This is a genomic window from Paenirhodobacter sp. (genome assembly GCF_047600745.1).
Taxonomy (GTDB): domain Bacteria; phylum Pseudomonadota; class Alphaproteobacteria; order Rhodobacterales; family Rhodobacteraceae; genus Rhodobacter.
Genome location: NZ_JASGKI010000004.1, coordinates 840,822 through 860,194, shown reverse-complemented (window position 1 = coordinate 860,194; position 19,373 = coordinate 840,822). Strand labels below are relative to the sequence as shown.

The following is a 19,373-nucleotide window of genomic DNA, read 5'->3' as shown; positions in this document are numbered from 1 at the left end:
CACGCTCTAGTGCCGGGTGGTCGTGCCGCGGAAACTCAGGATCGCCCCCGACATCTACGTCTGGTGCCACCTCATCGAGAACGTCTTCTGCAAATTGAAGAAGTTCAGCCGGGAAATGCGCAGCCGGCCGGAAGGAAGCGCCAGATCGGCGGTGATCAGACGGTCGCGGCATTGATCCGTCAGGGCGGACAGGCTGGGAGCGGGGGCGGGGTGATCGAGCAATCGGGCGCTTTTTTGCGCGATGTCCCAAAGCAACTGGATGGTTTCGGGGCTCTCGGCCCAGTCGGGCAGAGAGGGATCCTCAGGCGGGCAGGTCCGGAAGGTCGCGGCGATGAATTCATGCTGACCGACTGCCTCGGGGAGACGGGCATTCCGCAGCGGCAGGCCGTGGCTCGGGCAGACCAGCACACCGGGAAGCTGGTGGGCGCGTCGCCAGAAGGATTCGCTATGCTGCCTCATCGCTGCGGCATGGCAGCGCGGGCACCAGCGCAGAGGGCAGGGCGGCAGGCGCGTCCCGGCGGCGATGCCGAGCCGGGCATGCAGGCCCGATGCCTGCCCGTCGATCATGGCCCCCATGGCCATCCGGGCCATGCCCGCCGTCTGGTGGGATGCGTAATAGCCGAACAGGGTCTGACGCAGGAGATCCTGCGGCGAGCAGGGCGTCAGTTCGGAAATCCGCTCCGACAGGGCGCGCAGATGACGTTGCAGGTCGATGGCGGCGCGGACCGAGCGGTTCCCGAACAGATCATCCAGCGTCTGCTTGGGGCTGCGGGAGCCGCTGTGCAGGTGCCAGCGGGCGAGGCGGCTGTAGAGCACTTCATCGGGCAACGCGACGGGGAAATGGGTCAACATCTTCCGCCTCCGTGTCACGCCACATCGCTGAAGGGGGAGCGTATCCAGTCGGCCTGAAGAAAGGCTGCATGGGCGTCGGCTGCTCCTTCAGCGATGCGGCGCAGGTCACCCGGCACTTCGGCGTCCGACACTTTCGGCTTCGGCTTAGGCCGGGCCTTCACCGGCTTTGCCTCTGGGCCGCGGGCGCGCAGCCTGTCGCAGACCGCGCCGACCAGATCGAGCATGCCGGCATCCGGCATGGAGGCGCGCACTTCGGCCAGAAGGACGGCGGCGATGTCACCCGCGATGCCCATTTCCTCCAGCATCGGCAGCAGGGTCGTATCTGTGGGCATCTGGCGGACGGGTGCCGCAGGTCGCATCGGCTCCTCGGCCTCCTTGGGTCGCAGCCGGACGGCCGCATCCTGAAGGCTCTGCCGTACGAAGCCATCCAATGGCATCAGGTCATCGTAACGCTGCACGGCGCGCTGGTCGCCGCGGCGCAGCGCGTCGATTATCGGGGCGATCAGCGTGAGTTCGGTCTTCGCCACATGGCGGATCAGGCCCGCGTCAATGACCTCCGCGCGACCGCCAAGCTCGCCCAGCTGGATCGCCCGCAGCTGCGCCAGCATATAGAGCTTGATCACGACGTCGGTGATGCCCTGGCTTTCATCGCGCAGCACGGCGACGATCCCATCGGTCAGCGGAGTTTCCACACGGGTCCATTGAAAGGCCCACATGCGGCGGACGAATCCGTCCCAATCGCCGCTTCTCGGGCATGGGTTCCCAGACGGCGCTGCCGATACCGCTGGCGCGGCGGGCCTGACGCAACGCGCCCTGGAGCAGAGGCAGCGCGGCCGGTGTGCCGACGATCATCACCGGCAGGCCGATCTTGTTGATCAGCGTCACCAGGAAGTTCAGCAGATCCTCCCGGCTGGCGCCGGGGGCCTGCATCAGATGCTGAACCTCGTCGATGACCAGAAGGCCGAGCGCATGCAGATCGGCGATCCGGGCCATATGCACGACCATCTCGTCCAGCGCGATCCGGCCCGCCCCGTGACGGGCCTGAAAGCGCGATCCCAGAAGCCGGTCCATCTCGCGGAAGAAGCTGATGCAGAGCTGCTTTGCCGAGCCCTTGTGCGGGCAGTCGAGCTTCAGCCAGGTGACTTGCACCAGCGCCATTGGGTCATCATGGAAAATGACCTGCGGATAAAGGCGCAGGACGCGATCAGTGCTCCGGCTTTTGCCGATGCCGGAGCATCCGATCAGGGCGAAGCCCGAGGCGGTGGTTTCGACGGGGTAGAGGGTGACATCCAGATCGCGGCGGATCATCCGTTCATGGTTGTTGTGCAGCCGATAGATGAAGTCGGTCGTGTGCGGGTTGCGGCCGATATAGCCCTGCCGGATCAGCGCGCCCATACGGTTTTCCAAGGCGAGATGCCGGTTCATCGGGTCGAAATACCGCGCCAGGCGCTGGATGCAGTGGCAGCGCAGATGGGCGGGGTATCGGCGCTCGGCCGGGTCGTAGGCCGGCAGGTCGGTCAGCGCGGTTAGGGCCTCCCGCACCGACATTGGCGGCGGCAGGTGGGCGATGAAGGGATTGTTTGTGTATTCAGGCAGCTGAGGATCAGTCATCGTCCCGATCCCCATCTCGGCTCTCGTCACGTTCGGCGAGGTGTCTGCGGATACTGTCGATATCGGGCAGGGAATAATCGTCTGCCGGCGGTGGGGGCGTTTTGCCGAAGGGCAGGACGGTGCCCGGATCGCCGCGTTCGGGGCGCAGGTCGAAGGCTTCGCCCGGGCGGTTGGCGGCGCGTTCTTCTGCCCGGTTGGCGCGGATATCGCGCAGACGCGCGGCCTTGGAGCGGTCGTCATCCGGACGCCGGGCCTCGGCCGCGCGGGTGATCTCCTCGATCCGGCGCGTCAGGTCGATGCGGCCCTGACGCTGCGTGGGAGCGTGCTGCGCCTTTTGTCGGCGGTCCTCCTGCCGCAACTGGTCGATCTCCCAGAGTGTCCTGCCGCGCATCGTGTCGTTGCGCGGGGTCAGATCGCAGGGGATGAATGGCGCGCGTCCTTTAGGATCGCGGAGCCAGATCCGGTCCATCCGCCTCGGCTCGTAGCTGATCGGCACCTTCCACGTCCGCGTCTGGCGGGCTTTTTCGAACCAGTGCTCCTCGATGGCATGGGCGCAACTGTAATAGCAGCCGTAGAAGCGGATGCCCTGCGCGGTGACGGTGGCCTCGTCGGCGGGCAACAGCGAGAGCCGGACCAGCTCCTCGGGATAGCTGCGCTGCATCCCGGTGCGGTGCTGGATGCCCCAGTCCCACAACTCGATCGGCACCGTATTGACCCCCTCCGCGATCATCCGGGGATCGCGGGGATAGCCCGTCAGAAGGTGCTGATTGTTGTAATAGAGCACGATATTGATGATCAGCGCGGTGAACTCGTCCAGATCCAGCGTGGCATCCAGCCGGTAGTCCCCACCGCGCTCACGGAAGTCAGGCTCGATGAAGCCGGGAACATATGGTCCGAACGCCTTGTGGATCAGGCCGAAGCGGCGCTCGACGATACCCTTCCAGTCGGCGCGGTAGGGGGCGGCATTCTCCACCCGGATGCCGAAGCGCTGGATCAGCGTGTCGGCGGCTGGTCCCAGCATCTCCCCGCGATCGGCCAGCAGCACCGAGGGCAGGCTGTGGCAAGGCCAGTCGGCTTCCGTGATCTCGACGCCGAAGTCGCCGCACCAGGCAGCCTTCGGGCCGGCGGCATTGGCCAGCGCCATCATCGCGCCGACCCAGCTCGGGCCTTCCAGCCCGACATAGAGCCCGGCGATCATGCGGCTGAAGACGTCGATTGCGACATAGATCACCGGGCGACCGACGATCTTCCGCCGGTCGAGGCGCGACACAAGATAGATATCGGCGACGGTTGCGTCGATCTGGTAGCGCGAGCCGGGGCCGATCACCTCGTCCAGGGATGTGCCGAGGATCGCCCGGCTGTCCTTGTCATAGACACGCGGTGTATGTCGCTTGCGGGCCAGAGCGAACAGGTCGTTGTCCTGTTCAAGCCAATACCGGAACTGGCGCAGGCTTGGATGAATCTGACGGAGCACCGGCTCCTGACGGCCGGTCTGTTCGTTGATCACCAGATCGGAGAAATGCAGTTCCAGGCATTTGTGGTAGCAATCGGTGATGTCGAGCTTCCTGTTCCGGGCCAGATAGCGGGTCACCGTATCGCGGAATGCCGCGCGCACCCGGTCATCGGCGTTCAGCCCCTGGGGGCCGTATCTGACTGGGGCGCCGCGCTTCACGCCGCGATCCGGTTTGCGCTGTCCCGGAGCGCCCGAATTCGCATAATCTGGTGTCAGCGCCGCCGGTGTCATCCCCCGCTGCCACCAGCGGCGCAGCAGACGGTAGAGCGTTTGCCGGGTAATGCCCGTTTCCGCCGCGCGCTGTTGAATCAACTTCGCGCGCCGGTGTGGATCGAAGCTTTCGGGCTGAGCCATGGCAATCGGACGGATTGCCTCCCAGGCTTCATCCCGGCGTGCTGCCTGCTTTTCCGTCAGCGCCTTGCCGCTCTCCAGCCACGGATCGGCGCATTCGGTCAGCACGCCCTCGGCAAGAAGCTCCTCGATCTCGGCCCGGCCTCGGCAGAGTGGCACCGCGCAATCGTCATTGATGTCGATGAACCAGCCGCCACGGCCATCCGGGTTCCGCCAGAGCAGCCGTTCGCGTCGATCATCTTCGCTGAACCCAAATACCTGTCCGGCGTTCAATCCGATCATGCCTGCACCCTCCGGATCAAGGAGGGGGAGCTTGGCGTGAAGGCGCGCATCGGCATCGTCTCGACAACCGGCTGCATCATATCCACGCGCCAGACCCTGGCCGCCAGCAGATGCCGGACCAGCAGCAGCGTCCCGCCGGGATCAAGGCCAAGCCGGGTATCCATCGCCTGACAGAAATCGTGTAGTGCCGCGGTCGGCCAGCGTTCCAGTTCCGCGGCGATCAATCCCGCGCGCTCTCGGTAATATCCTTCGAACGGCTGGTTGAGGTCATCGAGCGAGACAAAGCCCTGCAAGAGTTCCAGATTGCGCAGCAGAATGGGGTGCTGTTCGCGTTCCGTGACGATGCCCCAGTCGATTCCCCGCCCGGTCCAGTAGCGCCGTTCGATTTCCAGCTTCTCGATGGTGCGTGGCGGGCCCAAGGTCTCCGATGGCTTGATAGTCCGTGCGATGGTGACGATCTTGCCATCGTGCTCCAGATCGACGAGCAGATCGGTGGTCTGCACCAGATCCACACGGCTCCTGCTGTCAACAGGGTGCCGGATGCCCGCTGCTTCGGCGATGCCGAGAGTCTGATCCAGATCCAGTGGAAACTGTTCCCGGATGTCCCGCACGTCATCCCGGAAATCGTAGATCAGGAGGGCGCCGCGCTCGATATCAGACAGCAGGTGATGAATGCGCCCGGTCACCGCGCCCGTCAGCCGATGGGATCGCCCGCGCGACGGAACATCCCGCACCGTCAGCCAAGGCGTGTAGTCGGCACCATGCCCTTGTCCGCGCTCTTCCTTATGGAAACACGCGATCTTCGCTTCGTCGACAGCGCAGCGGGTCGCCATGGACAACAACCATGCAAACTGATTCCTGCTCAGTCTATCATGCCGAGCAGATTGGGTACGGATTTTATTGCCCGAGTAAGGTCTTTATCGCATAAGTACAAACTATATTACTATTTCACACACACTCATGCCGCCCCAAAAAACACCTATTCCACCGTCACCGATTTTGCCAAATTCCGGGGCTGGTCGACGTCCGTCCCTTTGGCAATCGCCGTGTAATAGGCCAGCAATTGGGCGGGCAGGGCGTAGAGGATGGGGGCGAAAGGTTCGGCGACTTCCGGCATTTTCAGCGCCTCCCAGACGCCTTCGGAGGCCGTCGCCATCCCCTTTGCGTCGGAGATCAGCAGCACCTTGCCGTGCCGTGCCATGACCTCCTGCATGTTCGAAACCGTCTTGTCGAACAGCCGGTCGTGCGGGGCGAGGACGATCACCGGGACGGTGCGGTCGATCAGGGCGATCGGGCCGTGTTTCAGCTCCCCCGAGGCATAGCCTTCGGCATGGATGTAGCTGATTTCCTTGAGTTTCAGCGCGCCCTCCAGGGCCAGCGGGAACATCGGGCCGCGGCCGAGGAACAGGATGTCCTGCGCTTCTGCCAGCCGCTCCGCCAGCCGGGCGATCTGGTCGGAACTGCCAAGCGCGGCATTCATCAGGCCGGGCAGCGCGCGCAGCGCGGCGACGTGATCGGCCAGCGCCTCGGGCGTCAGGCGGCCCCGGTCCACGCCTGCCTTCAGCGCCAGCACCGCCAGTACCAGCAATTGACAGGTGAAAGCCTTGGTCGAGGCAACGCCGACTTCCACCCCCGCCAGAATCGGCAGCGCCACATCGCTTTCGCGCGCAATGGACGAAGTAGCGACATTTACCACCGCCACCGTCTTCTCCACCTTTTCGTGGCAATAGCGCAGCGCGGCCAGCGTGTCCGCCGTTTCGCCCGACTGGCTGACGAAAAGCGCATAACTGTTTGCCGGAAGCGGCGGCTCGCGATAGCGGAATTCCGAGGCCACGTCGATTTCGCAGGGCAGGCCGGAGATCTGCTCGAACCAGTATTTCGCCACCGAACAGGCATAAAACGCCGTGCCGCAGGCCACCAATGTCAGCCGCTCCAGCCCGGCGAAATCCAGCCCCTCGGGCAGGTTGATCCGGTCGCCGGGCAGGTAATGCGCCAGCGCATCGCCCAAAACCACCGGCTGCTCGGCGATTTCCTTCGCCATGAAATGCTTGTAACCCGCCTTTTCGACCCGGGTCGCGCCGACGTCGATCCGCGCTTCGGCCCGGTTCGCGCGGCGCCCGGCGGCATCGTGAATTTCGGCGCCCTTGCGGGTGACGAAGGCATAGTCGCCCTCTTCCAGATAGGTGATCCGGTCGGTGAGGGGCGCGAGCGCAATCGCATCCGATCCCACATACATCTCGCCCTTGCCATGCCCGATGGCGAGCGGCGACCCCTTGCGCGCGGCGATCATCAGATCGTCTTCGCCCTCGAAAATCCACAGCAGGGCAAAGGCGCCTTCGAGCTTCGCCAGCGTCGCCACCGCGGCCTCGCGCGGGGGCAGGCCACGGTCCATGAACAGCCGCGTCAGCAGGGCGACCGTTTCGGTATCGGTCTGGGTTTCCGGCCGCAGGCCCGCCTCGGCCAGTTCCGCCCGCAACTCGCGGAAATTCTCGATGATGCCGTTGTGCACCACGGCGACATGGCCCGACATATGCGGATGCGCGTTTTCCACCGTCGCCGCGCCATGGGTGGCCCAGCGGGTGTGGCCGATCCCCGCCTTGCCCGGCAGGGGTTCATGCACCAGAAGGTCGGACAGGTTCGCCAGCTTCCCCACCGCGCGGCGCCGCTCCAGATGGCCGTGGTTCACCGTCGCGATGCCCGCGAAATCATAGCCGCGATATTCCAGCCGCTTCAGGCTTTCGACAAGGATCGGCGCAACTTCGTGATGGCCGAGAATTCCAATGATCCCACACATTTACTGGCCTTTCTTCGCACGAAGCATCTGGAACAGTTTCGTCGCCATACCGGGTTTCACCACCTGTCGGGCACGGCCAAGGGCCAACGCGCCGGGTGGCACGTCTTCGGTGATGGTCGAGCCCGATCCGGTCAGCGCGCCTTCGCCCACCGTCACCGGCGCGACCAGCATCGTGTCCGAGCCGATGAAGGCGTTTGCGCCGATCGTGGTGCGGTGCTTGAGCACGCCATCATAGTTGCAGGTGACCGTGCCCGCGCCGATATTCGTGCCTTCGCCCACATCGGCATCGCCCAGATAGGTCAGGTGGCCGACCTTGACGCCTTCGCCCAGGATCGAATTCTTCACCTCGACGAAATTGCCGATATGGACATCCTCGGAGAGTTCCGCGCCGGGACGCAGCCGGGCGAAGGGGCCAATCGTCGCCCCGCGTGAGATGTGACAGCCCTCAAGGTGGCAGAACGCCTCGATGCTGGCGCCGGATTCCACCGTCACCCCGGGGCCGAAAACCACGTTTGGCCCCAGCGTCACATCGCGGCCCAGATAAGTATCGAGCGCGAAATACACCGTCTCCGGATCGGTCATGGTGACGCCGTTGTCGAGCGCCTCGGCCCGGGCGTGGCGCTGAAACAGCGTCTCGGCGCGGGCGAGTTCGGCACGGGTGTTGATGCCCAGCGTCTCTTCCTCCGGGCAGGTCACCACCTGCGCCGCAAGGCCGCGCGCCCGGGCGGCAGCAACGATGTCGGTCAGGTAATATTCCCCCGCCGCATTGTCATTGCCAAGGCCGCGCACCAGTTCCGCCAGAATCCCGGCATCGCAAGAGATCACGCCGGAATTGCAAAGGGTTATCGCGCGTTCCGCATCCGTTGCATCCTTGAATTCAACGATCCGGTCGAGCGCATCGCCCCGCGCGATCAGCCGGCCATAGCGGCCCGGATCGGCGGCCTCGAACCCCAGCACGGTCACATCGGCGGGGCTTTCGGCCAGCCGCTCCAGCGTCTCGGGCCGGATGAAGGGGGTGTCGCCGTAAAGCACGATCACCCGCCCCGCGAACCCCTCCAATGACGGCAGTGCCTGCGCCACCGCATGGCCCGTGCCCAACTGCTGCTCCTGCAATACCACCTGCGCATCGGGGGCGAAGCCGCGCACCGCCTTCGTCACCTGATCGGCGCCGTGACCGGCCACCACGATCACCTGTTCGGGTTCCAGCGACCGCCCCGCCGCCAGCGCATGCGCGACCAGGGGCGCGCCCCCCAGCCGATGCAGCACCTTGGGCAGGTCGGAATTCATGCGGGTGCCTTGTCCCGCCGCAAGGACGATCAGCGCAATGGCCATGAGGGAGTGCCTTTTCTTCTGCTCTGCGTCGTTTTAACGATGCCGGGGCTGGCCGCAAGTCTGCGCCCATCACACAGTGTTACGGAGGGCGTCATGCGCACGGTGGTTTTCGATCTGGACGGCACGCTGGTCGATACGTCGGGCGATCTGATCGCGGCGGCGAATGCCTGTTTTCGGGCGCGGGGGCTGGCCGATCTGCTCGATCCGGTGGCGGATGCGGCGGTGGCGTTTCAGGGCGGGCGGGCGATGCTGCGGCTGGGCTTTGGTCGGGCGGGCGTGCCCGAGGCGCTGGCCGAAGACGATTACCCGAAGCTGCTCGACCATTACGCCCGGCACCTTTGCGTGCAGTCGCGGCCCTATCCCGGCGCGGGCGCGGCGGTCGAGGCCCTGCGCGCGGCGGGGTTCGCCACGGCGATCTGCACCAACAAGCCGGAATGGCATGCGCGGCGGCTGCTCGACGAGCTCGGCCTGCTGGGGCTGTTCGGCGCGCTGATCGGCGCCGATACGCTGCCGGTGCGCAAGCCCGATCCCGCGCCCTATCGTGCGGCGGTCGCGGCGGCGGGCGGCGTGGTGGCGCGCTCCTTTCTGGTGGGCGATACCATCACCGACCGGGAGACCGCGCGCAATGCGGGCGTCGCTTCGGTTCTGGTGACCTTCGGGCCGGAGGGGCGGGCGATCACGCGGCTTGAACCGGAAGCGTTGCTTGATTATTACGCAGAACTGCCAGAGTTGGCCGAACGCCTGCTTCCGATCTGACGGGTTCCCCATGTCTTCCGCCGCTGCCGCACCCCCCGGGCGTGCCATTCTGTTTGCGCTTCTCGTGGTGTTCATCGACATCGCGGGGATCGGGCTGATCATTCCCGTCATCCCCCGCCTGATCGAAGAGGTCGGCCATGTCGGGCTGGACGATGCCGCGCGCTATGGCGGCTGGCTGTTCGCGGTGTTCAGTCTGGCGCAGTTCCTGTGCGCGCCGCTGATGGGGGCGCTGTCCGACCGGTTCGGGCGGCGGCCGCTGCTGTTGCTGGCGATCGGTGGGCTGGGTGCGGATTATGTGCTGCATGCGCTGGCGCCGACGCTGGCGTGGCTGTTCGTGGGCCGGATCGTCGCGGGGGTCTGCGGCGGCTCCTATGTCATCGCCAATGCCTGCATCGCCGATGTGACCCCGCCCGAGCAACGCGCGCGGGCCTATGGCTGGATGGGCGCGGCCTTCGGGCTGGGCTTCGTGCTGGGCCCGGCGATCGGCGGGCTGCTCGGGGCCTTTGGGCCACGGGTGCCGTTCTGGGTCGCGGCGGCGATGGCGTTGGCGAATTTCGTCTTCGGCCTGATCGTGCTGCCCGAGACGTTGCCGCCCGAAAAGCGCCGCCGCTTCCGTTGGGCCGAGGCCAATCCGCTGGGCGCGCTGGTGGTGTTCCGCCGCTATCCCGGGGTGCTGGGGCTGGCTGCGGTGGCCTTCGTCTATTTCTTCGGCTCGGCGGTCTATCCGGCGATCTGGGCGTTCTGGGGCATCGCGAAATTCGGCTGGTCCGAGGCGCTGGTGGGGCTCAGCCTCGCGGCCTTCGGTCTGGTGATGGCGGCGGCGCAGGGTAGCCTCGTCGGCCCGGCGGTGGCCCGGTGGGGCGAGCGGCGGGTGCTGCTGATCGGGCTGGTCTTCGCGGTGCTGGTCTGTGTGGGCTACGGTTTCGTCACCGGCATCTATACCGTCGCGCTTCTGGTGCTGCTGCACGCGCCCGAGGGGTTCGTGCATCCCATGCTGGTCGCGCTGATGTCGAAGGCGGTGCCGGAGGATGCGCAGGGCGCGCTGCAAGGCGGGATTTCGGCGATCATGAGCCTTGCCATGCTGGCGGGCACGCTATTTTTTGCGCAGGTCTTCGGCTACTTCCTGTCGGATGCCGCGCCCTTTCGCAGCCCCGACATGGCCTTCTTCATCGCGGCGGTGGTGCTGGCCGGGGCGCTCGGGCTGTTCGCGCTGCTCCGGCGTCAGTCGTGATAGAGCGGCACGGTCGAGATCGACATCTTTGCCGAGCCCTCCACCACCTGATTGGCGTGGGTCAGATAGACCAGCACCTGGTTCTTCTCGTCATAGATCCGCGTGACCTTCAGGCTTTTGAAAATCAGCGAGCGGCTTTGTGAAAACACCGCCTCGCCCTTCGGGCTCTTCGAGATGTCGCCAATCGTGATCGGCCCGGTCTGGCGGCAGGAGATCGCGCCGTTCGACGGATCCTCGAACCAGTTGCCCTGTTTCAGCCGGTCGAGCATCGAGCGGTCGAAATAGGCGACATGGCAGGTGACGCCCTGCACCTTCGGATCCTGGAACGCCTCGACCACGATGTCGTTCCCGGTCCAGTCGACGCCGACGCGCCCGACCTCCTGGGCCTGAGCGGTCAGGGGCAGGGCGGCGAGCAGCAGGGCGGCAAGGGGGGTGCGCATCGGGGATCTCCTTCTTTGCCTTGAGAGTGGGCACCCGCCGGGACGGGCGCAAGGGGCTTGACGCAAATCACCCTCCGGTAACAAATGAACATGCGTTCAATAATCCTGGGGAGGAGAGACATGTTCGCGGGTTCGATGACCTTTGATCTGGGCGAGGATGTGAACGCGCTGCGCGAAATGGTCCACGCCTGGGCGCAGAAGCGGGTGAAGCCGATCGCGGCGGAGGTGGACCGCGGCAACCTTTTCCCGAACGAACTTTGGCCGGAGATGGGGGAACTGGGCCTTCTGGGCATCACCGTGGCCGAGGAGTACGGCGGCGCGGGGATGGGGTATCTGGCCCATGTCATCGCCACCGAGGAGATCGCCCGCGCTTCGGCCAGCGTGTCGCTGTCCTATGGCGCGCATTCCAACCTCTGCGTCAATCAGTTGAAGCTGAACGGGTCGGAGGAGCAGAAGCGCAGATACCTGCCGGATCTGGTCTCCGGCGCAAAGGTCGGCGCGCTGGCGATGAGCGAGAGCGGCGCCGGGTCCGACGTGGTGGGGATGAAGCTGCGGGCCGAAAAGCGCAACGGCTATTACGTCCTGAACGGCCACAAATACTGGATCACCAACGGCCCGGATGCCGATACGCTGGTGGTCTATGCGAAAACCGACCCGGAGGCGGGGTCGAAGGGCATCACCGCCTTCATCGTCGAGCGCGGGTTCAAGGGGTTTTCGACGTCGCACCATTTCGACAAGCTGGGGATGCGGGGGTCGAACACGGCGCAGTTGTTCTTCGAGGATTGCGAAGTGCCGTTTGAAAACGTTCTGGGGACCGAGGGCCGGGGCGTGCGGGTGCTGATGTCGGGGCTGGATTACGAACGGGTCGTGCTGTCGGGCATCGGCACCGGGATCATGGCGGCCTGTCTTGATGAGGTCGTGCCCTATGCGAAGGAGCGCCATCAGTTCGGCCAGCCGATCGGGGATTTCCAGCTGATGCAGGCCAAGATCGCCGATATGTATGTCGCGATGAACACCGCCCGGGCCTATGTCTACGAGGTCGCCCGGGCCTGCGACTGCGGGCAGGTGACACGGGCCGATGCGGCGGCCACGGTGCTTTATGCCTCGGAACAGGCGATGGTGCAGGCGCATCAGGCGGTGCAGGCGCTCGGTGGGGCGGGATTCCTCAATGACAGCGTGGTCAGCCGCCTGTTCCGCGATGCGAAGCTGATGGAGATCGGCGCGGGCACGTCGGAGATCCGCCGCATGCTGATCGGCCGCGAGATCATGGCACGGGCCTGAGGGGAGCGGTCATGAAACTCATCTCCACGGCCCTGCCGTCTTCGGAAACCTTCCGCGCCAACCGGGCCGCGCATCTGGCGATGCTGGAAACCGCGCGCGCCGCCGCCGATGCCGCCGCCGCCGGGGGCGGCGCCGAAGCCACCGCCCGCCATGTCGCGCGCGGCAAGATGGCGCCGCGCGAACGGGTGGCGGGACTGCTCGACCCCGGGGCGCCGTTTCTGGAGATCGGCGCAACCGCCGCGCATGGCCTCTATGACGGCGCCGCGCCGGGGGCCGGGCTGATCGCGGGCATCGGCCGGGTGCATGGGCAGGAGGTGATGGTCGTCGCCAACGACGCCACCGTGAAGGGCGGCACCTATTACCCGATGACGGTGAAGAAGCATCTCCGCGCGCAGGAGATCGCCGAGGAATGCGCACTGCCCTGCCTCTATCTGGTCGACAGCGGCGGGGCGAACCTGCCCAATCAGGATGAGGTCTTCCCCGACCGCGACCATTTCGGCCGGATCTTCTACAATCAGGCGCGGATGTCGGCGAAGGGCATTCCGCAGATCGCGGTGGTGATGGGGTCGTGCACGGCGGGGGGCGCCTATGTGCCCGCGATGTCGGATGTGACGATCATCGTCCGGGAACAGGGGACGATCTTCCTTGCCGGTCCGCCGCTGGTCAAGGCCGCGACGGGAGAGGTGGTCACGGCGGAGGATCTGGGCGGGGGCGACGTGCATACCCGGCTTTCGGGCGTGGCGGATTATCTGGCCGAGGACGACGGCCATGCGCTGGCGCTCGCGCGGCGTGCCGTGGCCGGGCTGAACCGCGCGAAACCCGTGACGGTGCAATGGCAGGCCCCCGAAGACCCGGCCTATGATCCGGAGGAGATCCTGGGTGTCGTGCCCGCCGATCTGCGCACCCCCTACGACATCCGCGAGGTGATCGCCCGCGTGGTGGACGGCTCCCGCTTCGACGAGTTCAAGGCCCGCTTCGGCGAAACCATCGTCACCGGATTCGCCCATGTCATGGGCTGCCCGGTGGGGATCGTTGCCAATAACGGCGTGCTGTTTTCCGAAGCCGCGCAGAAGGCGGCGCATTTCATCGAACTATGTTCACAGCGCGGCATCCCGCTGGTGTTCTTGCAAAACATCACCGGCTTCATGGTGGGCCGGAAATACGAAAACGAAGGCATCGCCCGGCACGGGGCAAAGATGGTCACCGCAGTTGCCACCACAAATGTGCCGAAGATCACGCTGCTGGTGGGCGGTTCCTTCGGCGCGGGGAATTACGGCATGGCGGGGCGGGCCTATGGGCCGCGGTTCCTCTGGACCTGGCCGAACAGCCGGATTTCGGTGATGGGCGGCGAGCAGGCGGCGGGGGTTCTGGCGACCGTCCGGCGCGAGGGGATCGAGCGCAGGGGCGGCAGCTGGAGCACCGAAGACGAGGCCGCCTTCAAGCGCCCGACGATCGAGATGTTCGACCGGCAAAGCCACCCGCTCTACGCCTCCGCCCGGCTGTGGGACGACGGTATCATCGACCCGCGCCGCACCCGCGACGTGCTGGCGCTGAGCCTCTCGGCCAGCCTTTGCGCGCCGATCGAACCCACGCGCTTCGGCGTGTTCCGGATGTGAAGGGATGCCCATGTTCGACAAGATCCTGATCGCGAACCGGGGCGAAATCGCCTGCCGCGTGATCGACACCTGCCGCAGGCTGGGCGTGGCCACGGTGGCGGTCTATTCCGAGGCGGATGCCGGTACGCGCCATGTGGCGATGGCGGATGAGGCGGTGCCGATCGGCGGCCCGCGCCCGGCGGACAGCTACCTGCGCGGTGATGCGATCATCGCGGCGGCGCGGGCCACCGGCGCCCGGGCGATCCATCCGGGCTATGGCTTCCTGTCGGAGAACCCGGAATTCGTCGATGCGGTGCAGGCGGCGGGGCTGGTGTTCATCGGGCCGTCGGGCGATGCGATCCGGGCGATGGGGCTCAAGGACGCTGCCAAGGCGCTGATGGCGCGGGCGGGCGTGCCGGTGGTGCCGGGCTATCTGGGCGAAAATCAGGATCCCGCGCATCTGGGGGCCGAGGCCGCGAAGGTCGGCTATCCGGTGCTGATCAAGGCCGTTGCTGGCGGCGGCGGCAAGGGGATGCGGCGGGTGGACCGGGCGGCGGATTTCGCCGATGCGCTGGCCTCGGCGCAGGGCGAGGCGCGCACGGCCTTCGGCAACCCCGCCGTGCTGATCGAGAAATATGTCGAGACACCGCGCCATATCGAGGTGCAGGTCTTTGGCGACGGCATCCGCGCGGTGCATCTGTTCGAGCGCGACTGTTCCCTGCAACGCCGCCACCAGAAGGTGATCGAGGAGGCCCCGGCGCCGGGCATGACCGCCGAGATGCGCGCCGCGATGGGCGAGGCCGCCGTGCGTGCCGCCGAGGCGATCGGCTACAGCGGCGCGGGTACGGTGGAATTCATCGTCGATGCGTCGGAGGGGCTGCGCCCGGATCGCTTCTGGTTCATGGAGATGAACACCCGCCTTCAGGTCGAGCATCCGGTGACCGAGGCGATTACGGGCGTCGATCTGGTCGAATGGCAGTTGCGTGTCGCGGCGGGGGAGGCCCTGCCGGTCGCGCAGGGTGATCTGACGATCACCGGCCATGCCTTCGAGGCGCGGCTTTACGCCGAGGATGTGCCCGCCGGGTTCCTGCCCGCGACCGGGACGCTTTCGCATCTGCGCTTCGGCCCCGCGCGGATCGAGACGGGTGTGCGCGAAGGCGACACGATCAGCCCCTGGTATGACCCGATGATCGCCAAGGTCATCACCCATGGCGCGACGCGGGACATCGCGCTGACCCAGTTGGTCCGCGCGCTGGAGGGGACCGAGGTGGCGGGGACGGTGACGAACCTCGGCTTTCTGGGGGCGCTGGCGCGGCATCCGGGGTTCCGGCGCGGCGATGTGGATACCGGGCTGATCGCGCGGGATCTGGGCGCGCTGACGGGGGCAGCGATGCCCGAGGCCGCCCGGCCGCTGGCGGTGATCGCGGCGGCGGGGTTGCAGGGGGGCACGGGCTTCACCCTCTGGGCGCCGCTCACGCGCCCGGTGCCGTTCGGCGAAGCGGCGAAGATCCGGGTTCTGGCGCCGGGCCATGTGGAGGTGGATCTGGACCGGACCTTCGACTGCCGGTTGCGGCCCGATGGCTGGTGGGTGGACGGTCAGAAGACCGGCGCGCGGTTCCATGTCGCGCCCGGCGAGGTCACGGTGTTCCTGCGCGGGGCGTGGCGGTTCGCGCTGCCCGATCCGCTGGCGCGGCTGGCGCGGGGTCCGGCTTCGGGGCTGACGCTCGCGCCGATGCCGGGGCAGGTATTGGCGGTGTTCGTGGCGCCCGGGCAGGCGGTGGCGGAGGGCGACCGGCTGGCGATCCTGGAGGCGATGAAGATGGAGCACACGATGCTCGCCGCGCGGGCGGGGACTGTGGCGGAGGTTCTGGTCACCGAGGGCGCGCAGGTCGAGGCCGGCGCCGCGCTGATCCGGCTGGAGGACGAGGCATGAGGCTGCATCACATCCCCGGCTCGCGCTCGATGCGGGTTCTGTGGCTGCTGGAAGAGATGGGGGCGCGACCCGAGGTCCGGGAATGGTCGCTCACCGATGGTTCCCTGCGCAGCCCGGAGTTCCGCGCGCTGTCCCCGGCGGGCCGCATCCCGGCGCTGGAGGTGGACGGGCGGGTGATCTTTGAATCCGGCGCCATCGTGCAATATCTGACCGAGACACGCGCGGGGTTCGCCCCGCCGCCCGGCACGCTGGAACGGGCGGAGTTCCTCGAATGGCTGCATTTCGCGGAAACGCAGGGCGGGCTGTTGCAGAACCTGAACATCCAGCACATCTTCCTGCGCCCCGAAAGCGCGCGTTCCGCCGCGCTGATGAAGCTGGACACCAGGCGGCTCGACCTGACGATGCGGGCGATGGAGGCGCATCTGACGGGGCGGGAGTGGCTGCTGGCGGAATTCTCCGCCGCCGACTGCATGTTCGGCTTCAACATCGACGCGATGTTCCGCTTCGTGCGCGCAGAGGGTTGCCCGGCGCTGTCGGCCTGGGCCGCGCGATGCCGGGCGCGTCCGGCCTATGGCCGCGCGATGGACGGCACGCTTTACACGCGGGATTTCTACGAGGTGCCGGATGCGTGAGGTCGAGATCTTCGAGATGGCGCCCCGCGACGGGTTGCAGAACGAAAAACGCCTGATCCCCACGGCGGAGAAGATCGCGCTGGTCGATCTGCTGTCGCGCGCCGGGTTCCGGCGGATCGAGGTGGCCTCCTTCGTCAGCCCGAAATGGGTGCCGCAGATGGCGGATGGCGCCGATGTGCTGGCGGGGATCCGGCGCGCGCCGTGGATGCGCTATGCCGCGCTGGTGCCGAACCTGAAGGGCTATGCGGGCGCGCGGGCGGCAGGGGCGGATGAGGTGGCGATCTTCGCTTCGGCCTCCGAAGGGTTCAGCCGGGCGAACCTGAACTGTTCGATCGCCGAGAGCCTGAACCGCTTTGCCCCGGTGGCCGAGGCGGCGCGGCGCGACGGGATGCCGCTGCGGGGCTATGTCTCCGTGGTGACCGATTGCCCCTATGACGGGCCGGTGTCGCCCGCAGCGGTGGCGCGGGTGGCGGCGGCGCTGCGCGATCTGGGCTGCTACGAGGTCAGCCTGGGCGACACGATCGGGCAGGGGCGGCCGGAAACCGTGGCGGCCATGCTGGCGGCGGTGTTGCAGGAACTGCCCGCGGCGCGACTGGCCGGGCATTTCCACGATACGGCGGGGCGGGCGCTCGACAATATCGCGGCGAGCCTTGAGATGGGCCTGCGGGTGTTCGATGCCTCGGTGGGGGGGCTGGGCGGCTGTCCCTATGCGCCGGGGGCGAAGGGCAATGTCGCGACGGAGACGGTGGCGGCGTGGCTGGCGGCGCGGGGCTGGCGGACCGGTCTTGACGCCGACCTGCTGGCCGAGGCCGCCGCACTGGCACGGGAGATGAAGCATGGCTGAGACGATCCGGATCGAGACCGACCCGCGCGGCGTGGCGACATTGTGGCTGGCGCGCGCGGACAAGCACAATGCGCTGAGCGCGCAGATGATGGCGGAGATCACCGCCGCGATCACCGCCATGGGTGCGGATGCGGCGGTGCGGGTGGTGGTGCTGGCCGCCGATGGTGCCAGCTTCTGCGCCGGGGGAGATCTGCGCTGGATGCAGGCGCAGATGGCGGCCGGTGCCGAAGAGCGTGCCGAGGGGGCGCGGCTGCTGGCGGGGATGCTCGATGCGCTCGATACCTGCCCGAAGCCGGTGATCGGCCGGGTGCAGGGCAATGCCTTTGGCGGCGGCATCGGCATGATGGCGGTGTGCGACGTGGCGGTGGGGGTCGAGGGCGCGCGCTTCGGCCTGACCGAGACGCGGCTCGGGCTGACGCCCGCGACGATCGCGCCCTATGTCGTCGCGCGGATGGGGCCGGCGAAGGCGCGGCGGGTGTTCATGTCGGCGCGGCTGTTCGGCGCGGCGGAGGCGCGGGAGCTCAACCTGCTCGCCCGCGTGGTGCCGGAGGAGGAGCTGGATGCCGCCGTGGAGGCCGAGGCGGTGCCCTATCTGTCCTGCGCGCCGGGTGCCGTGGCCGATGCCAAGGCGCTGATCCGGATGCTGGCGCCGCCGATCGACGCCGGGGTGCGGGAGGCCACGATCCGCGCCCTCGTCGCCCGCTGGGAGAGCCCGGAAGCGGTGGAGGGAATCACCGCCTTCTTCGAGCGGCGCCAGCCGGACTGGATCATCTGAGTCCGACAGATTCTCTCAGGTTTACCGGGGCTTCGTCCGGGACGTCCGCAGCGATACGGGCCTTTGTTTGTTGGCATTTCCCGTCGCGACGGGTGTTGGCGCCGAATGCGGAAAATCTGCACGCAACGGTATACTTTTTGCTGCTTTCGGGGGCGAAACGGTGGCCTGTCAGTTGACCACGGCGGGGGGCACGGCTAAAGCTCTCCTCAGCCGGAACCTGCGCGACGGGCGTCGCGACCTGAGGGAGCCATAAATGCACGACTTGCTGCGTGAATATCTTCCCATCCTCATCTTCCTTGCACTCGCCATTGTTCTGGGGCTTGTCCTCGTGCTGGCGGCGGTGGTGCTGGCCGTCCGAAACCCCGACCCGGAAAAGGTGTCCGCCTATGAATGCGGGTTCAACGCCTTTGACGATGCGCGGATGAAGTTCGACGTCCGATTCTACCTCGTCTCGATCCTGTTCATCATCTTCGATCTCGAAGTGGCCTTCCTGTTCCCCTGGGCGGTGGCCTTCGGCGACATCAGCATGGTGGGCTTCTGGTCGATGATGGTGTTCCTGGGCGTGCTGACGGTGGGCTTTGCCTATGAATGGAAGAAGGGGGCGCTGGAATGGGCGTGATGACCTCTGCCAATACCGCCGGAGGGGACCGTGAGGTCGCCACGCAGGCGCTGAACAAGGAATTGCAGGACAAGGGCTTCCTGCTGACCTCGACCGAGGATCTGATCAACTGGGCGCGCAACGGTTCGCTGCACTGGATGACCTTCGGTCTGGCCTGCTGCGCGGTCGAGATGATGCAGTTGTCGATGCCGCGCTATGACCTCGAACGCTTCGGCACCGCGCCGCGCGCGAGCCCGCGGCAGTCGGACGTGATGATCGTTGCCGGCACGCTGACCAACAAGATGGCCCCGGCGCTGCGCAAGGTCTACGACCAGATGCCCGAGCCGCGCTATGTGATCTCGATGGGCTCCTGCGCGAACGGCGGCGGCTATTACCACTACAGCTATTCGGTGGTGCGCGGCTGCGACCGTGTGGTGCCGGTGGATATCTATGTGCCCGGTTGTCCGCCCTCGGCGGAGGCGCTGCTCTATGGTATCCTGCAATTGCAGCGGAAGATCCGCCGCACCGGCACGCTGGTGCGCTGAGGAGGGAC

The 19,373-nt window shown here is 66.8% G+C and carries 18 protein-coding genes; 10 read left to right on the top strand and 8 right to left on the bottom strand.

Annotated features, from left to right (window positions below; all coding sequences use genetic code 11):
- Nucleotides 1-54: 54 nt before the first annotated feature.
- The 7 genes from QM789_RS12870 to glmU form a co-directional block, all read right to left on the bottom strand.
- Nucleotides 55-852 (bottom strand): TniQ family protein, encoded by a 798-nt coding sequence (locus tag QM789_RS12870; protein ID WP_420352286.1) that lies wholly within the window; start codon nt 850-852, stop codon nt 55-57.
- Nucleotides 853-866: 14 nt separating this feature from the next.
- Complete coding sequence (locus QM789_RS12865; protein ID WP_420352285.1) at nt 867-1,511, bottom strand: hypothetical protein; 645 nt, start codon at nt 1,509-1,511, stop codon at nt 867-869.
- Nucleotides 1,498-2,478: an ATP-binding protein gene (locus QM789_RS12860; protein WP_420352284.1), complete on the bottom strand. Its 981-nt coding sequence runs from the start codon at nt 2,476-2,478 to the stop codon at nt 1,498-1,500. The genes QM789_RS12865 and QM789_RS12860 overlap by 14 nt, the downstream gene beginning before the upstream one ends.
- Complete coding sequence (locus QM789_RS12855) at nt 2,456-4,609, bottom strand: Mu transposase C-terminal domain-containing protein (RefSeq protein WP_420352283.1); 2,154 nt, start codon at nt 4,607-4,609, stop codon at nt 2,456-2,458. The genes QM789_RS12860 and QM789_RS12855 overlap by 23 nt, the downstream gene beginning before the upstream one ends.
- Nucleotides 4,606-5,442: a TnsA endonuclease N-terminal domain-containing protein gene (locus QM789_RS12850; protein WP_420352282.1), complete on the bottom strand. Its 837-nt coding sequence runs from the start codon at nt 5,440-5,442 to the stop codon at nt 4,606-4,608. The genes QM789_RS12855 and QM789_RS12850 overlap by 4 nt, the downstream gene beginning before the upstream one ends.
- A gap of 146 nt (nt 5,443-5,588) precedes the next feature.
- Nucleotides 5,589-7,403, bottom strand: a complete 1,815-nt coding sequence (gene glmS / locus QM789_RS12845; RefSeq protein ID WP_420352281.1) for a glutamine--fructose-6-phosphate transaminase (isomerizing) — start codon at nt 7,401-7,403, stop codon at nt 5,589-5,591.
- Nucleotides 7,404-8,735, bottom strand: coding sequence for a bifunctional UDP-N-acetylglucosamine diphosphorylase/glucosamine-1-phosphate N-acetyltransferase GlmU (glmU, locus tag QM789_RS12840; RefSeq protein ID WP_420352280.1), 1,332 nt, complete (start codon nt 8,733-8,735; stop codon nt 7,404-7,406).
- A gap of 93 nt (nt 8,736-8,828) precedes the next feature.
- Between glmU and QM789_RS12835 the strand changes: the two genes are divergently transcribed.
- Together QM789_RS12835 and QM789_RS12830 are read left to right on the top strand one after the other, a co-directional pair.
- The gene (locus tag QM789_RS12835) at nt 8,829-9,491 is read left to right on the top strand and encodes an HAD-IA family hydrolase (RefSeq protein ID WP_420352279.1); all 663 of its coding nucleotides are present in this window, start codon (nt 8,829-8,831) and stop codon (nt 9,489-9,491) included.
- 10 nt (nt 9,492-9,501) lie between these two features.
- Complete coding sequence (locus QM789_RS12830) at nt 9,502-10,722, top strand: TCR/Tet family MFS transporter (protein ID WP_420352278.1); 1,221 nt, start codon at nt 9,502-9,504, stop codon at nt 10,720-10,722.
- Here QM789_RS12830 and QM789_RS12825 read toward each other — a convergent pair.
- On the bottom strand, nt 10,713-11,162 hold the full coding sequence (locus tag QM789_RS12825) for a CreA family protein (RefSeq protein WP_420352277.1): 450 nt from the start codon (nt 11,160-11,162) through the stop codon (nt 10,713-10,715). The genes QM789_RS12830 and QM789_RS12825 overlap by 10 nt on opposite strands.
- 120 nt (nt 11,163-11,282) lie before the next feature.
- Here QM789_RS12825 and QM789_RS12820 point away from each other — a divergent pair, with 120 nt between their 5' ends.
- The 8 genes from QM789_RS12820 to QM789_RS12785 all read left to right on the top strand — a co-directional run bounded on the left by QM789_RS12820 (nt 11,283) and on the right by QM789_RS12785 (nt 19,365).
- Nucleotides 11,283-12,443, top strand: coding sequence for an acyl-CoA dehydrogenase family protein (locus QM789_RS12820; RefSeq protein ID WP_420352276.1), 1,161 nt, complete (start codon nt 11,283-11,285; stop codon nt 12,441-12,443).
- A gap of 11 nt (nt 12,444-12,454) precedes the next feature.
- Nucleotides 12,455-14,059 carry a carboxyl transferase domain-containing protein gene (locus QM789_RS12815; protein WP_420352275.1) on the top strand — a complete coding sequence of 535 codons (1,605 nt, stop codon included), beginning with the start codon at nt 12,455-12,457 and terminating at the stop codon, nt 14,057-14,059.
- 10 nt (nt 14,060-14,069) lie between these two features.
- The gene (locus QM789_RS12810; protein WP_420352274.1) at nt 14,070-15,971 is read left to right on the top strand and encodes a biotin carboxylase N-terminal domain-containing protein; all 1,902 of its coding nucleotides are present in this window, start codon (nt 14,070-14,072) and stop codon (nt 15,969-15,971) included.
- Nucleotides 15,968-16,603: a glutathione S-transferase family protein gene (locus tag QM789_RS12805; protein ID WP_420352273.1), complete on the top strand. Its 636-nt coding sequence runs from the start codon at nt 15,968-15,970 to the stop codon at nt 16,601-16,603. Before QM789_RS12810 ends, QM789_RS12805 begins: the two co-directional genes overlap by 4 nt.
- Nucleotides 16,596-17,447 (top strand): hydroxymethylglutaryl-CoA lyase, encoded by an 852-nt coding sequence (locus tag QM789_RS12800; protein ID WP_420352272.1) that lies wholly within the window; start codon nt 16,596-16,598, stop codon nt 17,445-17,447. The genes QM789_RS12805 and QM789_RS12800 overlap by 8 nt, the downstream gene beginning before the upstream one ends.
- Nucleotides 17,440-18,222: a crotonase/enoyl-CoA hydratase family protein gene (locus tag QM789_RS12795; protein WP_420352271.1), complete on the top strand. Its 783-nt coding sequence runs from the start codon at nt 17,440-17,442 to the stop codon at nt 18,220-18,222. Before QM789_RS12800 ends, QM789_RS12795 begins: the two co-directional genes overlap by 8 nt.
- Before the next feature lie 253 nt (nt 18,223-18,475).
- A complete protein-coding gene (locus tag QM789_RS12790) occupies nt 18,476-18,841 on the top strand; it encodes an NADH-quinone oxidoreductase subunit A (RefSeq protein ID WP_420352270.1) in 366 nt (121 codons plus the stop codon).
- Nucleotides 18,832-19,365: a NuoB/complex I 20 kDa subunit family protein gene (locus QM789_RS12785; protein ID WP_420352269.1), complete on the top strand. Its 534-nt coding sequence runs from the start codon at nt 18,832-18,834 to the stop codon at nt 19,363-19,365. Before QM789_RS12790 ends, QM789_RS12785 begins: the two co-directional genes overlap by 10 nt.
- Nucleotides 19,366-19,373: the final 8 nt, after the last annotated feature.

What these genes read in the sequence shown, in the direction of transcription:
- QM789_RS12790 (WP_420352270.1), top strand. Translation starts at nt 18,476, where the DNA reads ATGCACGACTTGCTGCGTGAATATCTTCCCATCCTCATCTTCCTTGCA.
- QM789_RS12870 (WP_420352286.1), bottom strand. Translation starts at nt 852, where the DNA reads ATGTTGACCCATTTCCCCGTCGCGTTGCCCGATGAAGTGCTCTACAGC.
- QM789_RS12820 (WP_420352276.1), top strand. Translation starts at nt 11,283, where the DNA reads ATGTTCGCGGGTTCGATGACCTTTGATCTGGGCGAGGATGTGAACGCG.
- QM789_RS12860 (WP_420352284.1), bottom strand. Translation starts at nt 2,478, where the DNA reads ATGGGGATCGGGACGATGACTGATCCTCAGCTGCCTGAATACACAAAC.
- QM789_RS12850 (WP_420352282.1), bottom strand. Translation starts at nt 5,442, where the DNA reads ATGGCGACCCGCTGCGCTGTCGACGAAGCGAAGATCGCGTGTTTCCAT.
- QM789_RS12810 (WP_420352274.1), top strand. Translation starts at nt 14,070, where the DNA reads ATGTTCGACAAGATCCTGATCGCGAACCGGGGCGAAATCGCCTGCCGC.
- QM789_RS12805 (WP_420352273.1), top strand. Translation starts at nt 15,968, where the DNA reads ATGAGGCTGCATCACATCCCCGGCTCGCGCTCGATGCGGGTTCTGTGG.
- QM789_RS12855 (WP_420352283.1), bottom strand. Translation starts at nt 4,609, where the DNA reads ATGATCGGATTGAACGCCGGACAGGTATTTGGGTTCAGCGAAGATGAT.
- QM789_RS12825 (WP_420352277.1), bottom strand. Translation starts at nt 11,162, where the DNA reads ATGCGCACCCCCCTTGCCGCCCTGCTGCTCGCCGCCCTGCCCCTGACC.
- glmS (WP_420352281.1), bottom strand. Translation starts at nt 7,403, where the DNA reads ATGTGTGGGATCATTGGAATTCTCGGCCATCACGAAGTTGCGCCGATC.
- QM789_RS12800 (WP_420352272.1), top strand. Translation starts at nt 16,596, where the DNA reads ATGCGTGAGGTCGAGATCTTCGAGATGGCGCCCCGCGACGGGTTGCAG.
- QM789_RS12785 (WP_420352269.1), top strand. Translation starts at nt 18,832, where the DNA reads ATGGGCGTGATGACCTCTGCCAATACCGCCGGAGGGGACCGTGAGGTC.
- QM789_RS12835 (WP_420352279.1), top strand. Translation starts at nt 8,829, where the DNA reads ATGCGCACGGTGGTTTTCGATCTGGACGGCACGCTGGTCGATACGTCG.
- QM789_RS12815 (WP_420352275.1), top strand. Translation starts at nt 12,455, where the DNA reads ATGAAACTCATCTCCACGGCCCTGCCGTCTTCGGAAACCTTCCGCGCC.
- QM789_RS12830 (WP_420352278.1), top strand. Translation starts at nt 9,502, where the DNA reads ATGTCTTCCGCCGCTGCCGCACCCCCCGGGCGTGCCATTCTGTTTGCG.
- QM789_RS12795 (WP_420352271.1), top strand. Translation starts at nt 17,440, where the DNA reads ATGGCTGAGACGATCCGGATCGAGACCGACCCGCGCGGCGTGGCGACA.
- glmU (WP_420352280.1), bottom strand. Translation starts at nt 8,735, where the DNA reads ATGGCCATTGCGCTGATCGTCCTTGCGGCGGGACAAGGCACCCGCATG.